Annotated in this window: 17 protein-coding genes; 5 read left to right on the forward strand and 12 right to left on the reverse strand. The window is 68.3% G+C overall.

The genetic code is table 11. The annotated features are described in order from the left end of the window. The first annotated feature begins 583 nt into the window (after window positions 1–583). Window positions 584–1,060, forward strand: coding sequence for a DsrE family protein (locus tag OJA40_RS09415; protein WP_263810444.1), 477 nt, complete (start codon window positions 584–586; stop codon window positions 1,058–1,060). Between the two features lie 142 nt (window positions 1,061–1,202). Here the strand turns inward: OJA40_RS09415 and OJA40_RS09420 are convergent, their stop codons facing one another. From OJA40_RS09420 to OJA40_RS09450, 7 genes are all read right to left on the reverse strand, one after another. After that, window positions 1,203–2,153 carry a L,D-transpeptidase gene (locus tag OJA40_RS09420; RefSeq protein ID WP_263810445.1) on the reverse strand — a complete coding sequence of 317 codons (951 nt, stop codon included), beginning with the start codon at window positions 2,151–2,153 and terminating at the stop codon, window positions 1,203–1,205. A 52-nt stretch (window positions 2,154–2,205) separates the two neighbouring features. Next, window positions 2,206–4,182: a protein-disulfide reductase DsbD family protein gene (locus tag OJA40_RS09425; protein WP_263810446.1), complete on the reverse strand. Its 1,977-nt coding sequence runs from the start codon at window positions 4,180–4,182 to the stop codon at window positions 2,206–2,208. Window positions 4,183–4,386: 204 nt separating this feature from the next. Next, entirely contained in the window at window positions 4,387–5,016 is a 630-nt protein-coding gene (locus tag OJA40_RS09430; protein WP_208427138.1) for a peroxiredoxin family protein, read from the reverse strand. 49 nt (window positions 5,017–5,065) lie between these two features. Then, window positions 5,066–5,494 carry a DoxX family protein gene (locus OJA40_RS09435; RefSeq protein WP_272506866.1) on the reverse strand — a complete coding sequence of 143 codons (429 nt, stop codon included), beginning with the start codon at window positions 5,492–5,494 and terminating at the stop codon, window positions 5,066–5,068. Between the two features lie 90 nt (window positions 5,495–5,584). Beyond that, complete coding sequence (locus tag OJA40_RS09440; RefSeq protein WP_208427136.1) at window positions 5,585–6,058, reverse strand: DsrE family protein; 474 nt, start codon at window positions 6,056–6,058, stop codon at window positions 5,585–5,587. Window positions 6,059–6,118: 60 nt separating this feature from the next. Continuing rightward, entirely contained in the window at window positions 6,119–6,736 is a 618-nt protein-coding gene (locus tag OJA40_RS09445) for a peroxiredoxin family protein (protein ID WP_263810448.1), read from the reverse strand. Between the two features lie 1,530 nt (window positions 6,737–8,266). Further along, complete coding sequence (locus OJA40_RS09450; protein WP_263810449.1) at window positions 8,267–9,529, reverse strand: MraY family glycosyltransferase; 1,263 nt, start codon at window positions 9,527–9,529, stop codon at window positions 8,267–8,269. 682 nt (window positions 9,530–10,211) lie between these two features. Here OJA40_RS09450 and OJA40_RS09455 point away from each other — a divergent pair. Further along, window positions 10,212–11,831 (forward strand): T9SS type A sorting domain-containing protein, encoded by a 1,620-nt coding sequence (locus tag OJA40_RS09455; RefSeq protein ID WP_208427133.1) that lies wholly within the window; start codon window positions 10,212–10,214, stop codon window positions 11,829–11,831. Window positions 11,832–11,973: 142 nt separating this feature from the next. Here the strand turns inward: OJA40_RS09455 and OJA40_RS09460 are convergent, their stop codons facing one another. Then, window positions 11,974–13,065, reverse strand: coding sequence for a PEGA domain-containing protein (locus tag OJA40_RS09460; RefSeq protein ID WP_263810450.1), 1,092 nt, complete (start codon window positions 13,063–13,065; stop codon window positions 11,974–11,976). A gap of 256 nt (window positions 13,066–13,321) precedes the next feature. Further along, window positions 13,322–15,424 (reverse strand): ATP-dependent DNA helicase RecG, encoded by a 2,103-nt coding sequence (recG, locus tag OJA40_RS09465; protein WP_263810451.1) that lies wholly within the window; start codon window positions 15,422–15,424, stop codon window positions 13,322–13,324. A gap of 212 nt (window positions 15,425–15,636) precedes the next feature. Between recG and OJA40_RS09470 the strand changes: the two genes are divergently transcribed. Continuing rightward, entirely contained in the window at window positions 15,637–17,151 is a 1,515-nt protein-coding gene (locus tag OJA40_RS09470; RefSeq protein ID WP_263810453.1) for a calcineurin-like phosphoesterase C-terminal domain-containing protein, read from the forward strand. 70 nt (window positions 17,152–17,221) lie between these two features. On the opposite strand, the gene OJA40_RS09475 is transcribed toward OJA40_RS09470, so the two are convergent. Continuing rightward, window positions 17,222–17,671 carry a hypothetical protein gene (locus OJA40_RS09475; protein WP_263810454.1) on the reverse strand — a complete coding sequence of 150 codons (450 nt, stop codon included), beginning with the start codon at window positions 17,669–17,671 and terminating at the stop codon, window positions 17,222–17,224. A gap of 247 nt (window positions 17,672–17,918) precedes the next feature. Beyond that, complete coding sequence (locus tag OJA40_RS09480) at window positions 17,919–18,602, reverse strand: SAM-dependent methyltransferase (protein ID WP_263810456.1); 684 nt, start codon at window positions 18,600–18,602, stop codon at window positions 17,919–17,921. A gap of 588 nt (window positions 18,603–19,190) precedes the next feature. Between OJA40_RS09480 and tkt the strand changes: the two genes are divergently transcribed. Further along, on the forward strand, window positions 19,191–21,221 hold the full coding sequence (gene tkt, locus OJA40_RS09485) for a transketolase (RefSeq protein WP_263810457.1): 2,031 nt from the start codon (window positions 19,191–19,193) through the stop codon (window positions 21,219–21,221). Between the two features lie 99 nt (window positions 21,222–21,320). Next, the gene (gene fsa / locus OJA40_RS09490) at window positions 21,321–22,001 is read left to right on the forward strand and encodes a fructose-6-phosphate aldolase (protein WP_208426677.1); all 681 of its coding nucleotides are present in this window, start codon (window positions 21,321–21,323) and stop codon (window positions 21,999–22,001) included. Between the two features lie 80 nt (window positions 22,002–22,081). On the opposite strand, the gene OJA40_RS09495 is transcribed toward fsa, so the two are convergent. Continuing rightward, window positions 22,082–23,704 (reverse strand): sodium/sugar symporter, encoded by a 1,623-nt coding sequence (locus tag OJA40_RS09495; protein ID WP_263810458.1) that lies wholly within the window; start codon window positions 23,702–23,704, stop codon window positions 22,082–22,084. Between the last annotated feature and the right edge of the window lie 184 nt (window positions 23,705–23,888).

A 23,888-nucleotide genomic window follows, 5' to 3' on the forward strand; every position in this document is an offset into this window, starting at 1 on the left:
GGCCAGCCGACGACAGGGCCTGACCCCTTGTGCCTATTTCTTCTGCAGGGCCCCCGTTCGGGTCCGAAGCCACAGGCATATGCACCGCGCTGTGGGGAAAACGGGCCGGCGGCCGGTTCTACCGATGAAGAGCGGCCGGGAGAATCGGCTTTCCTGTCGTAATTTGTATTTACATATCTTAATAAATGTTCCTCCCGCGACGTCTTGTGGTGTGCCGGTGAACGTGCTGTGCTGTGGCCCACCGCAATAACCCCGGTAGGGGTGTCCGAGGAGAAAACACGAAGCGACAAATCGCCCCCATTGTGGCGGGATTGCAAGATCTGCGGACGGGACGTGCATGCGGTCTGGCTGTCTCATCCGGGTAAGCAGCAGGCCGAAGACCAGGCCTTCAGGTCCGCTGTGGACGGCAATCGAAGTGGGGAGGTCCCCCAAGCCTCCGCTGGGCCCGTCCGACTTGGCGGCACGATGCAGGAGAAGCTCTTCCCACCGTGGAGGGGACGCGGGGAACGTCCATGCAACCTCCGCCCATGGGTTGCGTTGCCTCCCGTCCGTTACGTTGTAACATGTAAATACATTTTTAGGCATGACTAGCAACAACACCTTCCGCACTGCACTCTTCCTCACGGTCCTTGGATTGGGGATGGGGGGCCTAGGCTCCGCACAGGCCCAGGACAGTGGTAGCGCGTCCGCTGAAAGCGCGTCCGCTGAAGATGTCTTTGTCGTCGTCTCCTCGGGAGAAGCCCAGACGCAGATGATGGCGATGGTGCTTGGCAATCAGGTGGCCGCCAAGGGGGCCTCGGTCCGGGTTCTCCTGTGCGACGCGGCCGCTCGGCTGGCCGTGCAGGGCGAATCGTTTCCAACGTTTGAGCCGGCAGGGCGCACCCCACAGAACCTGCTCCAGGGGCTGATGCAGAAAGGCGCCACCGTCGAGGTCTGCGCCATTTTCCTCCCAAACACCGAGTACGAATCCTCGGATCTCCTGGACGGGGTCGGGGTGGCGAAGCCCGGGCCGATTGCCGATCACATGCTGAAGCCGGGCGTTCGATACTTCACGTTTTAGATTGCGTTAGATTGCGCTGCGCAACTTAGACTGTGCTGCGCAACAGGTCGCATCGACACGGCGGGCGCTCATTGTGGAATGGGTCACCATCGGCCGCGTGCTGAATCAATCGTGTGCCGATCGGTCACAGGCGACCGGCCTCTCAACAGGACCTCCGCGTCTGTTGCGGGCTGCCGGGCGGTACGTCGCACGGCTGCGCCGGCAGATGCACACGCCGCAGGATGGGGTAGCGCTGTTTGTGGCGGAAGGGACGCGGATTGCCCGTCGGCTCCTCACCGAGGACAAGCACCCTGGTGCCCGGGTCCGTGAGGCGTCCCTGCCGGGACGCGCTGCCCGACGCATTTGCCGTGGTTTCCCAGGCCTCGGTCCACCCGTAGAGCCATTTCGCGTCGCTGTTGACGAGGCGCACGCAGCCGTGACTCGTGGGGCCGCCCGTGGGCATGGCGTACTGGTGCAGGTGGATGCCCCGCCCGTCGTGGATGTTCATCACCCAGTACATCCACCACTCTTCCCCGGGCGGACTTTCGGACGAGAGCCGCTTCTTCTCCTTCCAGTTCACGTTGAAGCGCCCGTTGGGCGTGGGCGTCTCCAGCGCGCCGGTGTTGATGATGCCCCAGCGCTCAAGGCGGCCATATTCGTACGCCGCCCATCCCTGCACGTCTTTGTTCAACACCAGCAGTTTCTGTTTCTCGTGCCCGCCGACATAGTAGCGTGGAAACGGCGAGTACGCCCGAAAGTCCAGCCCGAAGCGGGTGGGGACCACCAGCGTATCGCCCACGGAAAATTGCCGCCGCGTAGTGCGGTTCAGAAGCGCGACGGTGCGGGCGCGCCGCCGCCCGGCAGCCACGTCTCCGTCGCCCAGGTGCCGGTAGAGCCGCTGCCGCGCCACAATGGTGTTGGTGTGCTCGGCGCCAAACGCGTAGTAGTTGTAGTGCACCGCCGGCAGGTCATTGAGGGCCTGCCGGTTCCGGCTGAGAAGATTGCCGACCGCCTCCTGGTCAACCAGGCCCTGAGCGGGGGCCAGCAGGGGGCTCCCGATCGCGGCAAAGAGAACTAAGCAGATGCCCCCGAGACGGGGTGGCGGGATGGTCATGGAACGCGGGCGGGACACAGGACGTGGGCGATGCAGGGACGCTGAGATGTCATCAGCTACTGCCCTCTCCCTTAGAAGGACGGCCCCGCGCGACGGGTGCAGACGACGTCCCCCGCGAGACGTTCTGCGGGGCAGCGTCTTCGGGGGATTGGGAAAGCCCCTCCTCAAGGAAGGCGTCGAACGCCTTGGGGGAGGCCATGCCGCTGTGCCGGGCCGCCAGGTTTCCCGCCGGCGTGACCACCGCGTAGCTCGGCAGGGCCACGGTCCCAACCGTCTGTTGCTGGTAGCGCCGGAGCGTGGGGCCCTTGTCCGCATCGTCGGTGTAGAGGCGCAGAAGGACAAAATCGGTGCGTAGGTGCTCGGCCACCGCGGGTGCCGGAAAGACATTGGCCTCCATCTCGCGGCAGTTGGTGCAGGTGTGCCCGCTGAAGTCCACAAAGACGGGCGTTCCGCGCTCCTTGGCCTCGGCCCTCGCCGCGTCGATATCGTTTTGGTGCCAGTCCAGGGCGCCCACGGCCGTCGTTTCTGCTCCGCTACGCGCCGGGAGGCGGCCCACGTCGGTGGCGTGGCGCGGGGGAAAGTAGGCGTCGAGGCTGCCCAGCCGGGCGCCGAGGAGCCCCGGCGTCATGTAGAGCGCGAGGCCCAGGAAGAGCGCGGCGGCCAGGACGCGGCCCACCCCCACGCGCCGTGGCCCCTCCGCTGGCGGGTCGTGCGAGAGCCGCAGTGCGCCCAGCAGATACGCGCCGGCCAGCGCAAGGAGCACGATGGTAAAAGCAATCACAAGGGGACGCGAGAGCCACACGGCGCCGCCCCATACCAGGTCCGCGTTGGAGAAAAACTTCAGCGCGGCGGCCAGCTCCACGAAGCCGAGGGTGACCTTGAGCGCGTTCATCCAGCCGCCCGACGAGGGGAGCCGTTCCAGGGCCTCCGGAAAGAGTGCGAAGCCGACGAACGGCAGGGCCAGTACCCCACTAAACACGAGCATTCCCAGTACGGGATACAGCCACGTTCCCTGCGCGGCCGCGGCGAGCAGGCCGCCGACGAACGGGGCCGTGCACGAGAACGACACGACCGTGAGGGTGAGCCCCATGAAGACCGCCCCCGCATACCCGCTCTGCCTTTCCGACTGGCGGTTCAGGTAGTTCGTAAGGCCAGTCGGCAGCCTCAGCTCAAACAGCCCCAGGAGCGAAAGCCCAAAGGCGACAAGGACCGCGCCGATGGCGAGGTTGGTCCACGGGCTGGCGGCGATGGCCTGCGCCCCGGCCGCCCCCAGCAGCGCCGCCGCCAGCGCCCCGAGGCCGGTAAAGGCCCCGACGATCGTGAGGCCGTAGACGCCCGCCTGCCGCATCGACTGCCCCCGCCCCGATCCCTTCGCGAAGTACGAGACGGTGAGCGGCACCATAGGGAAGATGCACGGCATGAAAAAGGCGCCCACGCCCGCCCCCACGGCCAGCAGCAGGAACCCCCAGAGCCCCCCACGTCCGCCCACGGCCCCACCCGAGGCCACGCCGCCGGCACTGGAGGCGGCCGCCTGAGCGTTGTCCGACGCCGTGGGGCCCGGTTCCACGAGGTCGCCGTAGTTCACGACGGCATAGGCGCCCCGTGGGGCCCCCGACTCGACCTCAATGGTCATAGAGACCGGCTTCGTCGTCGGGGGCATGCACATCTCGTCGCTACACACCATGTAGCGCACCGACCCGCCCACCACGTAGGTGCCCGGCTCTACCTCCTTCCCGACCCGAAGTCCGGCGCGCACCTCGGCCGACTCTTCGTAGAAGAACGCGTCGGCCTCGAAATTGGGATCATACTTCTGAGTGGGATCGGACTGGCGCAGCGTGCCGGTCGTGTCGATGCCCGCCGGCAGTGAATCGAGCGACACCGAGAGCGGCTGCCCGGCCGGGGAGTCCAGCGCGTACATGTACCAGCCTGCCTCCACCTCTGCACGCAGGCGGGCGGCGAAGTGCTCCCCGGCCCGCAGGGTCCGAGGCGCGGCCTCGGCACTCCAGGTGGCGTCGCCCCCACCCCCCATCTGCCCGCCACCGGGCGTTGAACCGCCCTGTCCCGCCGCCGTCTCCGGCCTCAGAAGTATTGGCCCCAGAAGCAGTAGCAGACCCCCCAGCGTCGCCGCAGCTGCTAGGGAGATGCGCCGTCGAAAGAAAGAGCGCGAATCTCTCATCGTAGAACGTCGGGTCGATTCGGATGCAGTGCAGCGCTGAGCGTGTGCACATTCTCGTCAGCGCGAGGCCGTCGGTTCAGCCGTCAGTTCGTCGAGCACAATCTCCAGCCGGCCCTTCAGGAGGAGTCCGGTGCGCCGGTAGCGAATGCGCCCCTGCCGGTCGATGACGAAGGTGCGCGGCACCGCCTGCGACCGCCCGTACTTCTCCCACGCAACCGTCTGGCTGGCGAGCTGCGGATAGTTTACGTCGTACTTGCGGGCGAAGGCGCGTACGGCCTCAAAGCCCCGCTCGTCGATCGACAGCCCGACGAACGTCACGCCCTCATCCGCAAATTCCTTCTGCAGTTCCACAAACCCTGGCACTTCGGTATGACACGGGTCGCACCACGTGGCCCAGATGTTCAGGACGACCACCTCGCCCCGGTGCTCGGAGAGCCGAAAGACCTCGCCGTTCATCTGCTCCAGGGCAAAGTCCGGGGCCATCGGGCCGGTCTCCTCCACCGTCACGTCCGGCTGCATGTCCTGCCACAGGAGCGCCCCGACGACCAGCACGGCGCCCCAGGGCCAGTGCCGGCGGAGAAAACGCCCGGCGCGGGTGAGGCTCTCTAGGATCACGGCGCGCACGGGGCGCGTCTCCAGCGGCTGATCTTCAGAGGGGGGCTCGGGCGAGTCGGTTGGGGGCGTCATGCTTTGCTGGACCGTTGGGGGACAGTTCGCGGGAACGGGGCGGGCCGGATCACGGAGACTGCTGGCGGCCTTGGAGGCGTTCACCCAGGCTGTAGGGCCCCGCGCCGTGCGTGGCGAAGAAGAGCAGCCCGCCCATGATGGCCACGTTTTTGAAGAGCGGCCCCAGGGTGGGGCGCCCAATTTGAATCGTGATCGTGATGGGAATCACGACCAGAATAAGGAGCAGGGCCGCCCAGCGCGTCCGGTAGCCAAGCAGGAGCCCGAGGCCGCCAATCAGCAGGGCCGCCCCGGCCAGAAGCACGAGGGGGCGTGCCGGGGCGACCGCCGTTGCCAGAAATCCGTACTGGGCGTCCAAGAGTCGCTCTACGATGTGCCCCGTGTTGAGGAGGTGGCCCGTGCCGGCCACCAGGAAGATGAGACTCAACATCCCCCGAAAGAGAGCGGTAGCGCCGGGCCGGGGCCAAGCACGCGTGTGCACGGACGAGTTGCGTGCGGAAGAGCCGGTCGGAGTGGTCATGGAACGAGAGACCGCATGGGTGTGTGGGGAATGACGGACAGGGGGAAGCCCTCAAAGGTCCACCGACAGGTACCCGGCGGCCTCGCGCTTCAGGGCGTGGGCAAGGCCATTCGGCACCACCTCCACCGCCGAAGTTAGGCGGTCGGGATCAATGCCGCGGTTTTCCAGGGACATGCCGCAGGCCAGCACGGACGCCCGGCCGGGAGCCTGCTCCTCGATCCGGCTCGCGAGGGACGTGCCGCGTCGCAGATTGCCCGCGGCCTTTCCACATACCACAATCTCGACCGGCGTGGTGGCGAGCGACTCGGAGGCCTCCAGGTCCCGGACGGTTTGGACGGCGGCGCGGACATGCTGGGGCCGGCGCACCAGCATGACGATGCCGGGCGGGTCGTCCCCTCCGGTCACCGCATCGGGCACGGCGGACGCCTCTGCCGAGTGACCGGCCGCGGGAGCCCCAGTCGCGAGGGAAAGCCCCGGAATCAACAGACCAAGCGAGAAGAGGACAGAAAGGGAGAAAGAGCGCATAAGACTGTAGAGGCACATGCGACTGTCGTCGGGAGTATCGAGAAAATTGAGAGATCGGGGTCAGGTGCTCGTCTTCAGGCGCTTCAGGAGGGGCTGTAGTTGACGTCGCAGCTCGGCTTCCGGCAAGAACCCAGGGCGGGCGTACCGAATGGTGCCCTCCGGGCCGACGACGAAGGACATCGGCAGGGCCCGGACGCCGCCGTACGTGCGCGTGAGACGTTCGCTGCCCACCACGAGCGGATAGTTGATGCCCATCTCCTCCGCGTAGGGCCGCACGGCCGCGAAGCCCGTATCGTCAAGGGAGACGCCGACGAAGGTCACGTCCTCCGGCCCGAACTCCTTCTGAAGCTGGATGAAGCCGGGGATCTCCTTGCGGCACGGGGGGCACCACGTGGCCCAGAAGTTTACGACCACGATCTCACCGCGATGGTCGGAGAGCCGAAAGGTCTCGCCGTTCATCCGCTCCAGCGAAAAATCCGGAGCGGCCTCGCCCTGCAGCGGGTGCTGTGCAGGCGTGCGTCGGGCCGGTGGGCGCTCTGCAGGCTGCGAGTCCCCATCGGCCGTCGGGGACTGCGGGATGGGCTCCGTGATCGTCACGTAGAGGAGCCCGACGCCGAGGAGTGTAAAGGTGAGCGCACCGATGCCGTACAGACGGGCCTTCCACGTGGGGGAAAGCATACGCTTCTCCGCTTGGTGAAGGAGGATGCGTGGAGGACGGCCACAGACGGGCCGAGGCACACGACGGGCGCCGGCCCACAGATCAGCCAACGATCGGTTGCTGACAGTGAGGGCCCGCGGGCTCGCGACAGGCCGGCGGCCCCGACCCCAAAAAGGGGAGGCAGTGACGTCTGCAGGGTCGGAGCGCGAACAGCCGGCCGGACGAGCCAGCGGAGAAGAGATTACAACCGCAGCACGACGCTGCGCAGGGTGCCCATGGACTCCTGGGCGGGAGGCGAATCAGAGAGGTGGCCCTGGGGGGAGTGGGCGGACGCAGAGCCCAACCAGGGCGCATGGGGAAGCGTCCAGGCCACGGACGCGTCCCGCGGCACGGAGGTCTCCCGCGGCTGGATCACGTCGTCGAGCGGACGGACCGGGCGAACCGTTGCCCCGGTAGCGCCCCAGGACCGGGTCGAGCCCGGCCCGCATCGTGGCCCTGGGGGCGTTGTCTCCCGGACTGAAGGGACAGTCTTGGCGACCTCAGACGCTTCTGAAGTAGAAGCGTCGGAGGGGGTGTTCGCAAGGGACTGATGGGGCGCCGCAGGCGCGCCGCTGGAGTACTGCGGGGGCGCATTGCCGTAGCACGGCGCAGCGTCCCCCATAAAGGAGCCCCCAAGTGCGATGAGCACCGCTAAGGGGGCCACGAGAAGCCGGCCCAACGACACGCCACTATTTAAAAACGAGCGGGCACTCATTTTAGGCAGAAGGAATTACCGCCAAGTTGTAGGGGACGTACATTACTCCTGAAAGCAGGTTTTCGGGTCACTTTTTATTCAAACTGTGCTTTTTTGCTTGTGCGGAGGCGCCCAGTTGGCTAGGTCCCCCACGAGAATTGTTGCTTCCAGGCAGGCGCCGATGAAAGCTCGCTGGACCATCGCCAACGGAGACGCTCTTGGGCCGCCTGGTTGCCCTCATTCCCTCTTCCTGGTGCAGATGTCTCACCACGCGTCCCGTGCCGCGTAGCTTCCCGCCGTAGGACGCAGGCCCTTCCTGCAGGGCCCAATTGAAAAACAGTTTCCGAGCTTCTCCTTCCTCGGCTCACAAAACCAGAGCAGTTGCGATTGTCTTCCGGCCCCTTCGACGAGCGACTTCTCCATTCTCACGGCGGGGTTTGAGCTGTGCTCCGCCCGGCAGCCTCCTGTCGTCAGACGGGCTGAATTCCGATGATGCGTTTTCCGCAATGGTGGAAGATGGTGCTCAATCAGAAGCTGTTTCCGGTAGATATTCAGCCGAGACGCAGGGACGACCGTACTCCCCAAACTGACGTTGGTCCGGGTCCTACAGGACGGGATAGCTGAGCATCTTGGCGCTGAGGCCCGAGGTGGTCCCTGGCTCGTCGGTCCCCCTTCGCGCCTTCGGGGCGCGGCTTTAGCGGAAGGGAGAAGAATCCTTTGTCGGAAGCGGGCCAGAAGAGAGTCCCCAGACAGGCACGGAGAGAGGCGACCTGGCGGGGGGCGGAGACTCGCGGGGGGCGGAGACGAGGCCCCGGACCTACGGCGCAATTGGGGTTTCGTCGGCCTCCGGCTCGTCGGCCGACCGGTCCTGCACGGCGTCCGGAGAGGCACCGTCGCCGCCGACCGAGGCCGGGTCGCCCCTGGTGATGATGTCGACGGGCACCGGGAGTTCGGTGTCGGCAAGCCCCCCGGCCGGTTGCGGGCGTGCGTCCGTCTCGTCGGCGGCCGGAACGGGCGTGAGGCACCCGAGGCGCCAGGCCCACACGACGGCAATCACCGCGGTGCCGCCGGCCAGGAGGTAGCCCCACACCGCCGGCAGGACCCCCATCAGTACGGCCGCACTCCCGAACCAGGCCCCAACCCCGTAGAGGGTGAGCACGGCGCCCTGCTCGGTGCCGCGGTCGACCAGGCGGTGGTGCACGTGGCGACGATCGGGCGCGAAGATGGTGCGGGCCGAGGCGAAGCGCCGGACGATGGCCGTTCCGGTGTCCAGAATCGGCACGCCCAGAAGAACGGGCAGGATGAGGAGGGCGACGGCCGGGTCGGTGTGGAGGGGGCCCTGGAGCGTATACCCGGCCAACAGGTAGCCCAGGAGGAGGCTGCCGGAGTCCCCCATGAAGATGGTGGCGGGCTTGTAGTTGTGTGGCAGGAAGCCGACCAGCGCCCCCGCCATCACGATGCCGACGGCCGCCAGGGCGATCTCGCCCTTTACCCCGAAGAGGGCCGCGCACGCAAGAAAGGCAATGCCGATAATTCCCGTCGCGAGGCCGTCGAGGCCGTCGATGAGGTTGACCGCGTTGATGATGCCGACGATCCAGAGCACCGACAGCGGGATGATGTAAAGCGCCTCGCTGAAGGGAAGGGCCCCCGCGACGACGTCGGGGGAGAGTGCGCCAGCGTGTCCTCCGGAGAGGGGAAGAATCGTGCCCGAATGGAGAAGCAGGTAGGCGGCGACCAGCTGAAACGAAAATTTGGCCTTCGCGTCGAGGGCGTGCCGGTCGTCCCAGTACCCCGTGGCGAGCATGATCGCCGCCCCGCCCCAGAACGAAAGAGACTGAACGGCGCCGGGGAACGGGCCCCAAAAGCCCCAGAGCACTCCCAGCCCCACCGCCAGCCCCGCAGCGATCGCAACCCCGCCTCCCGTGGGGGTGACGCGTTTGTGGACCTTGCGGGCCTGCGTCGGACGGTCCAAGAGGCCGAGGCGCGGGGCCTGCTCGCAGACGAGACCGGTAAGGAGCACCGTCACCAGAAACCCGGCGACCACGCTTCCGACAAGCCCGAGGAACAGAGGTGTGCCCATGAATCGCTACGTGAGTGCGGAGGGGGGATGCGGGCGGCCAGGAGCAACGAAGATGTGTGCGTCGGGGCCCTTCAATTCCCCAGTTGCCTGCCGAACTGATGCGCATCTGAATCTGCACTGCTAAGAATAGGGCGGCATGCGCGCGGACCGATAAGCATATAGAGAGGCAGCGCGCCTATCTTTGGAGCACGCCGGTTGTACAAGGTCCGCCCCACGCATGGTAGATTTGGATTATGCCTCTGGCGGAGAGGCGGAACCGCGAAGGGACGAGCCAGAAGCGAGGGGAGGGGGACGAGGCAATTGCGGCGAACGAGGCCCCAAACGGCGCCCTCCCGGTCGTCCCCGGGCGTGTGGGCCCCGACGAGGCGCCGTCCTGCTAGGAAAAGGATTTCGAAATGAAAGCGCATCGGGCAATAGGGAACGAATCAGATGCTCCGAATACGCAGCATCAGTTAATCCTTTGGAGCTAGTTAGGCAGAGAGAGGTGCCTTCCTAGAGGGGCCGTTTCGCCGATAGGGGCGGCTGTGGCGGCAGAGACGCGGCCCTGGACGATCCCTGTCTTCTGTGCTTTTCCGCCCTGCCGCGTTGAAGCCGGGCGTTTTTTTCGCTCAAGAGAGCATCAGGAATAGATATTGTGATCCATAAGATTGAAGTCTGAAGACCTAAAGGATCACAGAATACGATGCTCGCCCGCCTTTCTGCTTCGGTGTGTGCCGCCCTGCTCGGGATCGGCGTCCTGGTGCCCGCTGCGGCCCTGGGGCAGTCGTTCACCTACGCCGAAGAGTGCATCACGAACGTCGACAACGCGACGGTGCACGTCCCGTCGACGGCAGACCCGGCCCTTCCGGACGGCACGCCCGTGGCGGCGGGGGACACAATCGCGGTGTATACGGCCGACGGGACGTGTGCGGGCTACGGGGTGTGGACGGACGGAGAGGGGGCGACGCTCGCCGCCGCGGGGTCGGATTCGATCGATGTCTCGCCGGACGGGTACGCGCCGGGCGCGTCCCTGCAGTTTGAGGTTTTTGACGTCTCGGCGGGCGCTGCGGTCGACGTTGGCTCGGGCGCCGCGTTTGCGTCGTGCGACAGCGTCGGGGTGCCGGTCTGCGCCGAGGGGGTTTACGAGCCGGGGACGTTCCATCAGGTGACAGGCTTCCAGGCCGACCCGTCCGAGACGGTGACCCGCACGATCACGATGGCGGAGGGCTGGCGCTTTGTCTCGGTGCCCGTAGAGTCGGGCGCGACGTTCGGGTCCCTTTTCCAGGGGTGCTCGGGGGGGTTCGCGTACACGCCAGGAAACGGATACACGCCACTGTCGGACGGGGACGCTGTGCCGGTAGGGATGGGGATTGCCGTGCAGTGCCAGGCGGACACCACGAGCGTGACGGGAACGGTGCCCCCGACGACGGTTCAGGTGGAGGCCGGATGGAATCTGATCGGCAGTGTCGAGGACACGGTGTCGGTCGGTGCAGTGACCGCCTCCCCGTCCGGCATCGTGACGTCGGACTTCTTCCGGCTACCGCCGGGCGAGGGGTATACGTCCACGGCGGCACTGCGTCCCGGCGAGGCGTACTGGGTCAAGGCGACCGAGGCTGGGACGCTCGACCTGTCCGGGGCCGCGGGGACGCTGGTGGCCGGATCGGAGACGTCCAAGAACGACCCGGCGGGCGTGGTGCGCCTCTCGATTGCAGACGCGGAGGGGCAGCAGTATACGCTCCGGCTGGAGGAAGGCCTGACCGACCGGCAGCGCAGCCGCTCGGAGCTGCCCCCCGTTCCGCCGGGCGATGTGTTCGACGTGCGGTTCGCAAGTGGACACGCGGCGGCGGCGTTCGCGTCGGGGAAGGCGTCGGCACCGGGGCATGCCGTGCAGCTTCAGGGCGCGACGTTTCCCGTAGAAGTCCGGCTGAAGACCGGCGGAAGCGACCGACGGGTTGAAATCGCCGCCGGGGGGGAGCGCCACGCGTTGTCGGCGGCCCAGCCGGCCGCGCAGATCCAGCAGTCCACGGACCGGATCGGGGTCACCGCCGCCCCGACCCCGGACGAATTTCGGCTCGGAAAGGCCAGCCCCAACCCGATCCGCCGGGGCGCCGAGCTGGAGTACACGCTTCCGGAGGAGTCGGAGGTCTCGATCGCCGTCTACGACGTGCTGGGACGGCGCGTTGCTCGCCTCGTGGACGAGAAGCGCCGGACCGGGGTCCATCGGGCCCGGATCGACGCCGGCACCCTCCCGAGCGGGAAGTACTTCGTGCGCATGCGGGCCGGGACGTTCCGGCAGACGCGCCAACTGACGGTCGTGCGGTGAGTCGGCCCCGGCAGGGACGGTCGTGCGGCAAGTCGGCCCCGGCAGGGACGGTCGTGCGGCAAGAGAGAGGGGGCTCGTCCACTCCCACACGGGCCCCTGCGCAGCAGGCCCTCCCTGCGGAGGCGCTACCCCCACGGAGGCGCTACTGCTCGCGGAGGTCCACGACGACCGACTGGGTGTCCTGGGGGGCGACGGTGACAGGCCGGCTCGTTTCCCCGAGTGCCGGGTGGCGGGCGGTGATGGTGTAGGGGCCGGCCGGAAGGGTCGTGTCGTACCAGACATCCGAATTTTCAGCGCGGCGCTGGTCGTTGATGTAGATGGAGCCCCAGGGGCGGACCAGTACGCGGAGGTGTCCGGTCCGCCGCTTCAGCGTTGCCGTCACCGTTGCGGTGTCGGTGGCGCTGACGTCGACCCGCCGGGTCACGGTCTTGTGCCCGGGACGGGAGAAGGTGACCGCGTACGTCCCCGTCGTGACCTCGGTGAGGGTCGCCGGCGTCGCCCCGACCTCCTCGCCATCGAGCGCAACCGTCGCCCGGTCGGGCGTCGCCCGCAGCACGAGGGTGCCGGTGACCGGCGCGATGTCGCCGCCCGCGGGGGCAGTCGACGGGTCTGATCGGCTACTGGCTGGGGGCCCATCGGAGGCCGAGCCCGGCGTCTCGTCGCCGGGGCCGGGTGGGCTGGGCGAGGGGGAGGAAGGGGACGGCTCGCCGGACGACAGGCCGGCGGGGGCGCTCCCCTGCGAGCGGGCGGCGGCCTGGCCCTGCGCGGCGACCGCTGACTCGTCCCGAGAAAAGCGGGGGCTGAGCGCGGCGGACTGGCCTGCGGACAGCGTGATCACGGTGTCGCGGCTTCCGTAGTCGGCCCGGTCGATGGTGACCAGGTAGGTCCCGGGCGGGAGCGGGTGGTTGTCGATCGGGGTGACGCCGGCCGTGTCGGCGCCCACGATCACCACGGCGCCGGGGGGCTGGGAATCGACCGACAGGGTGGAGGTGGGCTCGTCGTCGGCCGTCGGGGGCGCGCCCGGGTCGGGCGTGAGGCGCGTGGGGGCGAAGTAGATCAGCAGCCCGATCGCGAGGGCGATTGTCCCCGCCGTGATCGAAAACGCGTAGCGGCGCAGCAGGCGCAGTGCCCCGCCCCTGCTCTCCTGTGGGGACTGGTACGGCTCCCAGGACGCAGAGCCGGCCCCCGAACGGGCAGCGTCATCTGGCTCCGGAAACGGGGCATCGTCGGCCATCCGTGTGCCGAATGCGACGTTCGTGGAGAAGAATGACCTGAGTCCTACCTCGGGCGCGAGGAAAGGTTCGTCGTGCAGGCTGGGGAGCGGCCACGAGCGCGGCCACGAGCCCGACGAGAAGACGGATCGAGTCGGTCCTGTCTGGCCGAGTGGAGGACCTCTTCTCAACGGACGCTTGGGCCACGCCCCTGGACATCGTGGCGCCAGCGTGGGAGAAATCTGGCTCCTCCATCAATCTGGGGCCTTCATTTTGCCGTCACCCCACCCGGGCGAAGCCGAGGCCGTGCTCCGCGTAGTCCTCCCGGTAGCGGCGGCGGAGCCGCTCGTGCTCGTCGGCCCGCAGGTGCGGGTCCTTCTCGATGAGGGCGAAGGCGGCCTCGCGGGCGACCTCCAGAATCTCATCGTCCTCGGTGAGGTCGGCAATCTTGAGGTCGGGCATGCCGCTCTGGCGGGTGCCAAAGAAGTCCCCGGCGCCCCGGATCTGGAGGTCCGTCTCGCTGATCTCGAAGCCGTCGTTCGTGCGGGCCATCGCCTCCAGGCGCTGCTTCGCCTCCTGACTCCGTTTGTAGCTGGCCATGAGGACGCAGTAGCTCTGCTGGTCGGACCGCCCCACCCGGCCGCGCAGTTGGTGCAGCTGGCTGAGCCCGAACCGCTCGGCGTGCTCCACGAGCATCACCGTCGCGTTCGGCACGTCGACCCCCACCTCGATCACGGTCGTGGCCACGAGGAGGTCGATGTCCCCCTCCGTGAACCGGCGCATCGTCGCGTCCTTGTCGTCGGCCGAGAGCTGGCCGTGGACGAGCCCGACCGTGTAGTCCGGGAATTTCTCCCGCAGCGCCTCCGCCCCGCTCTCCGCGTCCTTCAGGTCCATCTTCTCGCTCTCCTCCACGAGCGGGTACACCACGAACGCCTGCTCGCCCTGCTCCAGCCGGTCGCGCAGGAAGGCGTACACCTCCCCCCGGCGTTTCTCGGCCCGCAGGCGCGTCTCGACCGGCTTGCGGCCCGGCGGCATCTCGTCAATCTTCGACACGTCGAGGTCGCCGTAGAGCGTGAGGGCGAGGGAGCGGGGAATGGGGGTGGCCGTCATGAGGAGCATGTGGGGCCGCTCGCCCTTCTCGAACATCTCGGCCCGCTGGGCCACCCCGAAGCGGTGCTGCTCGTCGACCACCGCGAGGCCGAGACGGTCGAACGCGACCTCGTCCTGGATGAGGGCGTGCGTGCCGACGGCGACCGGGCTCTCGCCGGTGCGGACGGCCTGGAGGGCCGCCTCCCGCTCCGCCTTCGTCTGGCTCCCAATCAGCAGGCGGGGCTCCAGCCCCAGCGGGCGGAGGTAGTCCTGCAGGTTGGCGTGGTGCTGCTCGGCGAGGATCTCGGTGGGGGCCATGAAGGCGCTCTGGTAGCCGCTGTCGTAGGCGTGCATCATGGCGGCCACGGCGACGACCGTTTTGCCGCTGCCCACGTCCCCCTGCAGGAGGCGGTTCATCTGCGTGCCCGTCTGTACGTCGCCAATGATCTCGCGCAGGGCCCGGGTCTGGGCGCCCGTGAGCTCGAAGGGCAGCACCTCCCGTACAAACTCGCGGGTGTACGCGCCGGGGTCGTCGAAGGCGGGCCCCGCCACCTCCTCCTGTTGCTCGTGCATCTGGGCCAGCAGGAGCTGGATGAAGAAAAGCTCCTCGAACTTGAGCCGCCGCTGCGCCCGCGAGAGCTCCTGCTGGGTCTTCGGGAAGTGAATGGCCCGCAGCGCCACGCGGCCCTCCATGAGGGCGTACTCGTCCATGATCCAGTCGGGCATTGTCTCCGTGAGCTTCAGGCCGTGCTCCTTGAACAGGTCGTACAGGACGCGGCGGACGGTCCGGCTCGTGAGGCCGACGTTGCTCATGGCCTCCCCGCCCGGGTAGAGCGGCACGATGCGGCCCGTGTCGAGGAGGGGGCCCTCGTCGTTGAGGCGGTCGAAGTCCGGGTGGGTCATCGAGTGCCAGCGGCCGTACTTCTCCACCGTGCCGTGGAAGGCCACGCGGTCGCCCTCGTCGAACGCCTTGCGTACCCACCAGACCCCCTGAAACCACGTCCCCTTCATGCGCCCGCCCTGCTCCCCCTCCAGGATGATTTCGAGCCGCTTCTGGTTGTTGCTGGGCACCACGTTGACGGAGCGGACGGTCCCGACGACCGTGACCGAGTCGGGGCCCTCCCGCAGCCGCCGCACCGGGGTTACGGTCGTGCGGTCGAGGTAGCGGCGGGGGTAGAAGCGCAGCAGGTCGTGCACCGTGCGCACGCCGTGCTGCTCGGCCCACACGTCGGCGCGCTTCTCCCCCACGCCCTTTACGTAGCGGACGTCTTGCTGAAGGAAGTCCTCACTCATGCCTGTAGGGTATGGGCCAGGTGACGGGCCGACCGATCAGTGGGGATGTGCGAACGATGTGTCTGGTCCTTCTCACACGAACAGTGGGGTGGCGTTCCGGGCAATCGTGCGGAAGAGACGGAAGAAAACGATAACGATGAGATGATGATTTTCCCGCCGCGGCCCTGCATCTTGTGGCCGCGAACTGTCTTTCGCCTGCCCTCTCTACCGACATGTCTCCATCCCGCCGCGACTTCTTGAAGTACCTGGGCCTCACCGGGGCCGCCCTCAGCGCGCCCGGCGTGGCCGCCGCCTCGCCCCGCCTGGGCACCGACCGCCGGGCCGTGACGGTCACCGGCCGCGTGGCGGGCCCCGAGGGCGGCATCGAGGGGGTGCCCGTCACCGATGGCGTCGCCGTCACGCAGACCGGCCCCGACGGGCGCTACGAGCTGGCGGCCGCGCCCCGCCGGCCGTTTGTCTACCTCTCGGTGCCGAGCGGGTACCGCCTACCGACGCACGACACCGGCACGGCCCGCCTCTACCGATCCATCGACGCGTCCGGCGGCGGCACGGCGACGGCGTCGTTTCGGCTCACGCCCCTCGACCGCGACGACGAGCAGCACGCGTTCCTCTTCCTGGCCGATCCGCAGGCCCGGACGGCGGCGGAAATGCAGCAGTTCCGGGACGAGACGGTGCCGGACGTGCAGGAGGCCGTGCGGGCGCTCGGGGACCGTCCCGTCTTCGGGGTGGGCGGGGGCGACCTCGTGTTCGACGACCTGTCGCTCTTCTCCGGCTACGAGGCGGCGGTTCAGGAGATGGGCATCCCGTTCGTGCAGGCGGTGGGCAACCACGACCTCAACTTCGACGCGCCGGGCGACCCCGGCTCCACGGCCACCTTCCGCCGGCACTTCGGCCCCGAGTACTACTCGTTCGACCGCGGGGCCGTCCACTACGTCGTGCTCGACGACGTGTACTGGCCGGGGAGCGACGGCTTTGGGCGGGAGACCGGTGACTACCACGGCCACCTCGACGCCGCCCAGCTTGCGTGGCTGGAGCAGGACCTCGCGCTCGTGGAGGACGGCCGCCCCGTCGTCGTGTTCACGCACATCCCGCCCCTCAGTACCGCCTACGAGCGGCGCGGGGAGGCGAGCCCGTCGGTCCGCGGGCGGATTGGAAACCGGGCCGCGCTCTACGAACTGCTCGATCCGTTCGACGCCCACATCGTCAGCGGGCACGTCCACGAAAACGAACACCGCTTTGCCGACGGGCCGCACGAGCACGTGGTGGGCACGGTGTGCGGCGCCTGGTGGACCGGCCCGGTCTGCTACGACGGCACGCCCAAGGGCTACGCGGTCTACGAGGTGGACGGGGAATCCGTCGCGTGGCGCTACAAGGCCACCGGCCGCGCCGCCGACCACCAGGTGCGGGCGTACCCGGCGGGGGCCGACCCCGAGGCGCCGGGCGAGTGGGTGGCCAACGTCTGGGACGCCACCGAGGACTGGACGGTCGTCTGGTACGAGGACGGCATCCGCACCGGCGCCATGGCCCGCCGCGTGGGCCTCGATCCGATGAGCCGGCGCCGCCACGACGGGGACGACCGGCCGGAGAAGCACCCGTGGGTGGAGCCCCAGCCCACCGCCCATCTGTACTACGCGCCCGCCAACCCCGACGCGAATCGGGTGCGCGTGGAGGCCACCGATCCCTTCGGGCGCACCTACGCGGCCCGCCCCTCCTCACACAGGGGATGAACCCGCCGGCTTGTCGGAAGGCCTCTCGCTGTCGGCGTTGCGGCCGTCGGGCGGGGCGTGAGGAGGACGGTCAGGGCCGGTCCGTGACCGTGACCGTGTCCGTCACGGCGGGCCGGCTGCCCTGGGGGACCCGCACGGCAAGGCGGCCCGGCTCAAACGGCGGGGAGGCCACATGCGTCGTGTCGAGCGGCACGATCGCCATCGTGCACGCCCGGTCGTCCGCGGTCGGGGGGCGGACCAGCGGCGTCAGCGTGAGCCGGCCAGGCGTGCGGCCCTCGTCGATCCGGGCGAGCGAGTAGCAGCCGTTGGGGCCCACGGTGCCGGACAGGTGGATCCGGAGGGTGTCGGAGGGCGCAATCTGGGCGGGCACGTTGATCCGCGCAACCCGGGCCGTATCGGGGACGGGCGCGTCGGTCGTCGTGGGGGGCTGGGCGGTGGTGGCAGTGGAGCCGCAGCCCGCTCCACTGAGGAGCAGAAGCCCGACGAGCATTGCGGCCGGTGCGGGGCAGCGGAAGCGCATGGGGCGACGTGGGGGCATGGTGGCGGAGAAGGGCGAATCTGAACGTACAACGCGGCGGGGCGCGTCACCGCCGGACGAGGTGCACCGCATGACTCAAGGAGGCCCCAGCCCAGGCGGGCGCAGACGGCCGTCGGGTCGGGACCGAGAACAATCCGGGCCGAGTGGGAGCCCCGCAACGGGAGGAGTGCCGTTCCCCCCGGCGGGCAGCAGAGGGGAAAAGGGCAACGGGCCCACCCTCGGCCCCGGCTCACTGCACCTCCACCTCGTCGCTGATGTCCAGCAGGTCCTCGGGGACGGAGGCGGGGACGGTCCAGAGGTAGACCGTTTCCTGCCCAATCTTGCCCGGGCCGAGGTCGATGACCCGGTCCGGCTCCCAGTCGCCCATCCGAAAGTCGTGCGAGACGATCCGGTCCCCAGGCTCCAGTGTCCGGAGCAGCTTCGGGCGCAGCTTCACGTTGATCTCCGGCCACAGGTACAGGGTCACGACCGTCGCCTCGCCTAGGTCGGCCTCAAACAGGTCGCCCTGCCGAAACTCGACCAGGTCGGAGACCCCGGCCGCCTCCGCGTTCTCGCGGGCCTTGGCGACCAGCTCCGGATCGATCTCGACGCCGATGCCGCTGGCGCCGTGTCGTTGGGCGGCGGCAATCGGGATGCGCCCGTCGCCGCTACCGAGGTCGATCACCACGTCGTCGCTGGTCACCTGGGCCGCCTCGAGCATCCGGTTCACGACGCGCTGCGACGTGGAGACGTACGGGACGTCCTTCTCGACGGTGTCCGAGTCGGAGATGACGGCCGACTCGGTCAGCGGCTCCTCCTGCAGGATCGGCGGGAGCGGGTCCACGGTTTGACCGGTCCCCCGCAGGGGCAGAACAGCCCAGAGCACGAGGAGGGGCGCGACGAGAGAAATCGTTGTGGGACGCAAACGGGACATTGCTGAGGGGGCGAGAACGATCGGCAGAAGAGCGCGAGCGAGAAGCGGGGCTGGGGGCATCGGAGAGCCCCCGGATATTGCCCCTCCCAAACGAGGCGGACGGACAGACAGGTCCCGACCCTCGGACGCTCGGCGTGCGGGGCGGAACGGGCAGCCGATGGGGCGCGTCGCTGTTTGGGCCCTGTTGTCGGGGGCACGCCCCCAAACGGGGGCTCGACACCCCACCCCAGCGGGCGGATCACGGAAAAGTAATCGAATCCCACGAGACCGATCCGTATAATGCCGTTGGCTCGTTTTCCCTCCTCCACGCAGACACGGCCAAACACGAGTCGCGTCCGACAGTCGAGCCGTGCCCGCACAACTGGGCGCCGGGCCTGGGCGGTGCACGCGTTGCGCTCTTGTTCTCCTGGAGAACGGGAAGGCCCTGCCCGCTGTAACCCATCAAGGCCGGCAGAGACAGAGTGAAAACCGGCCGCGTTCTTCTGGACGGCGAAAGAAGAACGCCCCACGACCAGGCAGTGCCATCCGGGGAGCGACCCGCCCCGGATGGCAGTTTGATGACACCCCCAACACACAGCACACCATTCCATGGCGACGGACCTCCTTGAGGAGACAGACATCGAGACCCAGACGATCAACACCATCCGGTTCTTGTCGGCCGACGCGGTCGAGCGGGCCCAGAGCGGGCACCCAGGGACGCCGATGGGGCTGGCGCCGGTGGCCTACGTCCTGTGGACCCGCCACCTGCGGCACAATCCGCAGGACCCAGACTGGCCGGGGCGGGACCGGTTCGTGCTGTCGGCGGGCCACGCCTCGATGCTTCTGTACAGCCTGCTCCACCTGACCGGCTACGACCTGCCGATGGAGGAGCTGAAAGGCTTCCGGCAGTGGGGCAGCCGGACGCCCGGCCACCCGGAGGCGCACCTGACGCCAGGCGTGGAGACGACGACCGGCCCGCTCGGGCAGGGCTTTGCCAACGGGATCGGGATGGCGATCGCCGAGCAGCTCCTGGCCGACGAGTTCAACGAGGAGGGCTTTCCGCTTTTCGACCACCACACGTATGCCATCTGTTCGGACGGGGACCTGATGGAGGGCATCTCGCAGGAGGCCGCCTCCCTGGCGGGCCACCTCGGGCTGGGCAAGCTGGTGTACCTCTTCGACGACAACGACATCACGATCGACGGCTCCACGGACCTGGCCTTCACCGAGGACGTGGCCGCCCGGTTTGAGGCCTACGGCTGGCACGTGGCCCACGTGGAGGACGCAAACGACCTGGAGGCGGTCGACGGCGCGATCGAGGAGGCGAAGGCCGAGACCGAGCGGCCCTCGCTGATCCGGGTCCAGTCCCACATCGGCTACGGCAGCCCGAACAAGCAGGACACCGCCGCGGCCCACGGGGCGCCGCTCGGCGAGGAGGAGCTTCGCGGGGCAAAGGAGGCGCTCGGCTGGCCCACCGAGGAGACGTTTTACGTCCCCGACGCGGTCTACGACCACATGCGGGCGGCGAAGACGGAGGGGCAGGAGGCCCAGCGCGAATGGGAGGGCCTCCGGGCCGACTACGAAGAGGCCCACCCCGAACAGGCCGCCCGGCTGAAGCGCTGGATGAACCGGGAGCTGCCGGAGGGATGGGAGGAGGCCCTTCCTGCGTTCGAGCCGACGGCGGACACGGGGGAGGAGCGGGCCACCCGCAAGGCGAGCGGGCTCACCCTCGAGGCGCTGGCCCCGGAGGTGGGATACCTGATCGGCGGCTCGGCGGACCTCACCGGGTCGAACAAGACCGACGTGGAGGGGCGGGGCGACTTCCAGAAAGACAGCCGAAGCGGGCGGTACTTCCGGTTCGGGGTGCGGGAGCACGCGATGGCGGGACTCGCCAACGGGATGGCCCTGCACGGAGGCATCCAGCCCTACGCCGGCACGTTCCTCATCTTTAGCGACTACCTGCGTCCGTCCCTGCGGCTGAGTGCCCTGATGGAGCAGCCGGTCGTGTACGTGTTTACCCACGACTCGATTGGGCTTGGGGAGGACGGGCCGACGCACCAGCCGGTGGAGCACCTGATGGCGCTGCGGGCAATCCCCGGGGCGACCCTGATCCGGCCGGCCGACGCGAACGAGGCGGCCCGGGCGTGGGCGGCGGCGGTGACCCGGACCGGCGGGCCGACGGCGCTGGCCCTGACGCGGCAGACCCTGCCCATTTTCGACCGCACCGAGCTGACGACGGCGGAGGGGCTCCACCGCGGCGCCTACATTCTGCGGGAGGCGGCGGGGCAGCCGGACGCGGTGCTGATGGGGACCGGGAGCGAAGTCCAGCATGCCCTGCAGGCCGCCCGCGCCCTCGAGAAGGACGGCATCCAGGCGCAGGTGGTAAGCATGCCGAGCTGGGAGCTTTTCGAGGAGCAGTCCGAGACCTACCGGCGAAAGGTGCTGCCGCCGTCGGTCGAGGCGCGCGTCTCGATCGAGGCGGGCGTCACGCAGGGCTGGGAGCGCTACGTGGGCCCCGAGGGCACCGCGATCGGGGTGGACCGGTTCGGGGCGTCGGCGCCGGGGGAGCGGGTCATGGAGGCGTACGGCCTGACCGCCACGCGGGTCGCCGAGGAAGCCCGCTCGCTGGTGCGGGGGTAGGGCCCCGAGCCCCCCGCCCCGCACGCCGGACGGGCGCGATCGGCCCGTCCCTGCACCCTCAGCAAGACGCATTTTTTAGGTCAACCAACCCGACTCGCTATGAAGTTCTTTGTAGACACCGCCAACCTTGAAGACATCCGTGAAGCCAACGACATGGGCGTCCTCGACGGGGTGACCACGAACCCCTCCCTCGTGAAGGCGGAGGGCAACGTGGACTTCCACGAGCGCGTGCTGGAGATCTGCCAGACCGTGGGCGGAGATGTCTCCGCGGAGGTGACGGCGACGGAGTTCGACGGCATGATGGAGGAGGCCCACACCCTGGCCCAGATCCACGACAACGTCGTCGTCAAAATCCCGCTCATCAAAGACGGCATCAAGGCGCTCCGCGCCCTGGACGAGGAGGGAATCAAGACAAACTGCACGCTCTGCTTCTCGCCGACGCAGGCGCTCGTGGCGGCGAAGGCGGGGGCCGACTACATCAGCCCCTTTATCGGGCGCATCGACGACATCTCGTCCGACGGCATGGGCCTGATCGAGGAGATCGTGCAGATCTACGACAACTACGGGTTTGAGACGGAGATCCTTGCCGCGTCGATCCGACACCCCACCCACGTGAAGCGGGCGGCCCTGGCGGGGGCGGACGTGGCGACGATGCCGTTCGAGACGATGACGAAGCTGCTGGAGCATCCGCTCACGGACCGCGGGCTGGAGCGCTTCCTAGACGACTGGGAGGACTACAAGGAGGCCCGAGACGAGGCCCCCGCGACCACGACGGCGTAAGACGTCTCCCCTGCACGTCTCCGGCGGCCCGCCGACACGTTCACGATCGCGCTGCCGGGAGCGAGCGCCGGACCCACAGCCTACCAGAAGAACGCGTAGAGCGCGGCGGTGATGGCGAGGATGCCGAAGGCCGCGACGTTGTAGATGGGGTCCCGTTCGCGCTCGATGCCCCCGACGTCGATCGCCTTCGGATGGTCCTCCCCCTCGTTCTCCAGCAGGGAGATCGCGACGATCAGGGCGACGGAGAGGAAAAACACGATCAGCATCCGGTTCAGAAACGCGACCCCCGGCGCCCAGAATTTGAAGGCCGCCGAGAGCGGAATGCTCAGGACCGCCGACACCAGGGCCGCGTTCGGGGTGGCCTTGCTCCAGAACAGCCCCAGCACGAAGATGGCGAGGACGCCCGGGCTCACAAACCCGGTGTACTCCTGAATGTACTGGAAGACCTGGTCGAGGTCGGCCAACTGCGGGGCCAGGGCGGCGGCCACCACAATGCAAATCAGTGCGACCGCCCGCCCAATCCGTACCAGGCGCCGCTCGGACACCGCCTCCTGGCTGGTGTAGTTGCGGTAGAGGTCCATCGTGAAAATTGTGGAGGCGCTGTTCATCATCGACGCCAGCGAGGAGATGATCGCCGCCACCAGCGCCGCGAAGGCCAGCCCGCGAAAGCCCGACCCCACGTACTCCCCCAGCAGCCAGGGATAGGCCTCGTCGCCCCGCTGGATGGGGGCGTCCAGCGCAAACGCCACGATGCCCGGCACCACCACGATGAGGGGAAGGAGCAGCTTCAGGTAGCCGGCGAAGGCCAGGCCCCGCTGGGCCTCCTTCAGGCTCTTGGCGGCCAGGGCCCGCTGGATGATGTACTGGTTGCAGCCCCAGTAGAACAGGTTGGCCACCCACAGGCCCCCAAACAGCACGCTCAGGCCGGGAAGGAGCTGGTAGGCGTCTTTCAGGGCCCCCTCGTCGTTGCGGTACATCAGCTCCCCCTCGAACAGGATCATGTTGAACCGGCCCGAGGCGTCGCTCATCAGCTGCGTAAAGCCCCCGACGACCCCGGCCTCGCTGCCGCCGTAGGCGTCGAGCGCGACCCAGGTCGTGAGAAGCCCCCCGCCGACCAGCACCACCACCTGAACCACGTCGGTCCAGGCCACGGCCTTGAGGCCCCCGTACAGGCTGTAGGCGGTGGCGACCGCGGCCAGCCCGAGGACCGACGCCCAGAGCGGGAGGCCCATGATGACGTTGATCGACAGGCCGCCCATGTAGAGCACCGACGTCAGGTTCACGAACACGTACACCAGCAGCCAAAAAATAGCGAGCAGCATCCGCACCCGCCCGTCGTAGCGCTCCTCCAGGAACTGGGGCATCGTGTAGATCTCCTTCTCCAGGTAGATGGGCAGGAAGAACCAGGCGATCACCAGCAGCGTCACCGCCGCCATCCACTCGTAGGAGGCGATGGCCAGGCCCACCCGGAAGCCCGAGCCGCTCATGCCGATGAACTGCTCGGCGGAGATGTTGGCCGCGATGAGCGAGGACCCGATGGCCCAGAACGGAAGCGCCTTGCTGGCCAGGAAGTAGTCGGCGCTGTCTTTCTCCGTTCCCTCTTCCTCCCGGGACACCCAGAGGCCGAGCCCGACGATAACAAGCAGGTAGACGCCGAAGATGATGTAGTCCAGCGTCGTAAACGCGACGGCGGCGGGGTCCATGTATCAGTGCGCAGTGGTGAAACGGACGGAGAGCAGGGCACGCGCGCTTCCGATTTGGAGCGAGCGCTCCTAAAAAAGCGCTCCCGAGGCGCAGGCGCAAGGCGACGGGCGGCCGTTGCGGAGGGCAGAACAGCAGTGCGGCCCCCAGGGCCGGGGCCGCAGCGCGCAACAACGAGTCGGAGCT

This window comes from Salinibacter pepae, assembly GCF_947077775.1.
Lineage (GTDB): Bacteria > Bacteroidota > Rhodothermia > Rhodothermales > Salinibacteraceae > Salinibacter > Salinibacter pepae.

What these genes read in the sequence shown, in the direction of transcription:
- OJA40_RS09415 (WP_263810444.1), top strand. Translation starts at nt 584, where the DNA reads ATGACTAGCAACAACACCTTCCGCACTGCACTCTTCCTCACGGTCCTT.
- OJA40_RS09420 (WP_263810445.1), bottom strand. Translation starts at nt 2,153, where the DNA reads ATGACCATCCCGCCACCCCGTCTCGGGGGCATCTGCTTAGTTCTCTTT.
- OJA40_RS09425 (WP_263810446.1), bottom strand. Translation starts at nt 4,182, where the DNA reads ATGGGGGGTGGGGGCGACGCCACCTGGAGTGCCGAGGCCGCGCCTCGG.
- OJA40_RS09430 (WP_208427138.1), bottom strand. Translation starts at nt 5,016, where the DNA reads ATGACGCCCCCAACCGACTCGCCCGAGCCCCCCTCTGAAGATCAGCCG.
- OJA40_RS09440 (WP_208427136.1), bottom strand. Translation starts at nt 6,058, where the DNA reads ATGCGCTCTTTCTCCCTTTCTGTCCTCTTCTCGCTTGGTCTGTTGATT.
- OJA40_RS09445 (WP_263810448.1), bottom strand. Translation starts at nt 6,736, where the DNA reads ATGCTTTCCCCCACGTGGAAGGCCCGTCTGTACGGCATCGGTGCGCTC.
- OJA40_RS09450 (WP_263810449.1), bottom strand. Translation starts at nt 9,529, where the DNA reads ATGGGCACACCTCTGTTCCTCGGGCTTGTCGGAAGCGTGGTCGCCGGG.
- OJA40_RS09455 (WP_208427133.1), top strand. Translation starts at nt 10,212, where the DNA reads ATGCTCGCCCGCCTTTCTGCTTCGGTGTGTGCCGCCCTGCTCGGGATC.
- OJA40_RS09460 (WP_263810450.1), bottom strand. Translation starts at nt 13,065, where the DNA reads ATGGCCGACGATGCCCCGTTTCCGGAGCCAGATGACGCTGCCCGTTCG.
- recG (WP_263810451.1), bottom strand. Translation starts at nt 15,424, where the DNA reads ATGAGTGAGGACTTCCTTCAGCAAGACGTCCGCTACGTAAAGGGCGTG.
- OJA40_RS09470 (WP_263810453.1), top strand. Translation starts at nt 15,637, where the DNA reads ATGTCTCCATCCCGCCGCGACTTCTTGAAGTACCTGGGCCTCACCGGG.
- OJA40_RS09475 (WP_263810454.1), bottom strand. Translation starts at nt 17,671, where the DNA reads ATGCGCTTCCGCTGCCCCGCACCGGCCGCAATGCTCGTCGGGCTTCTG.
- OJA40_RS09480 (WP_263810456.1), bottom strand. Translation starts at nt 18,602, where the DNA reads ATGTCCCGTTTGCGTCCCACAACGATTTCTCTCGTCGCGCCCCTCCTC.
- tkt (WP_263810457.1), top strand. Translation starts at nt 19,191, where the DNA reads ATGGCGACGGACCTCCTTGAGGAGACAGACATCGAGACCCAGACGATC.
- fsa (WP_208426677.1), top strand. Translation starts at nt 21,321, where the DNA reads ATGAAGTTCTTTGTAGACACCGCCAACCTTGAAGACATCCGTGAAGCC.
- OJA40_RS09495 (WP_263810458.1), bottom strand. Translation starts at nt 23,704, where the DNA reads ATGGACCCCGCCGCCGTCGCGTTTACGACGCTGGACTACATCATCTTC.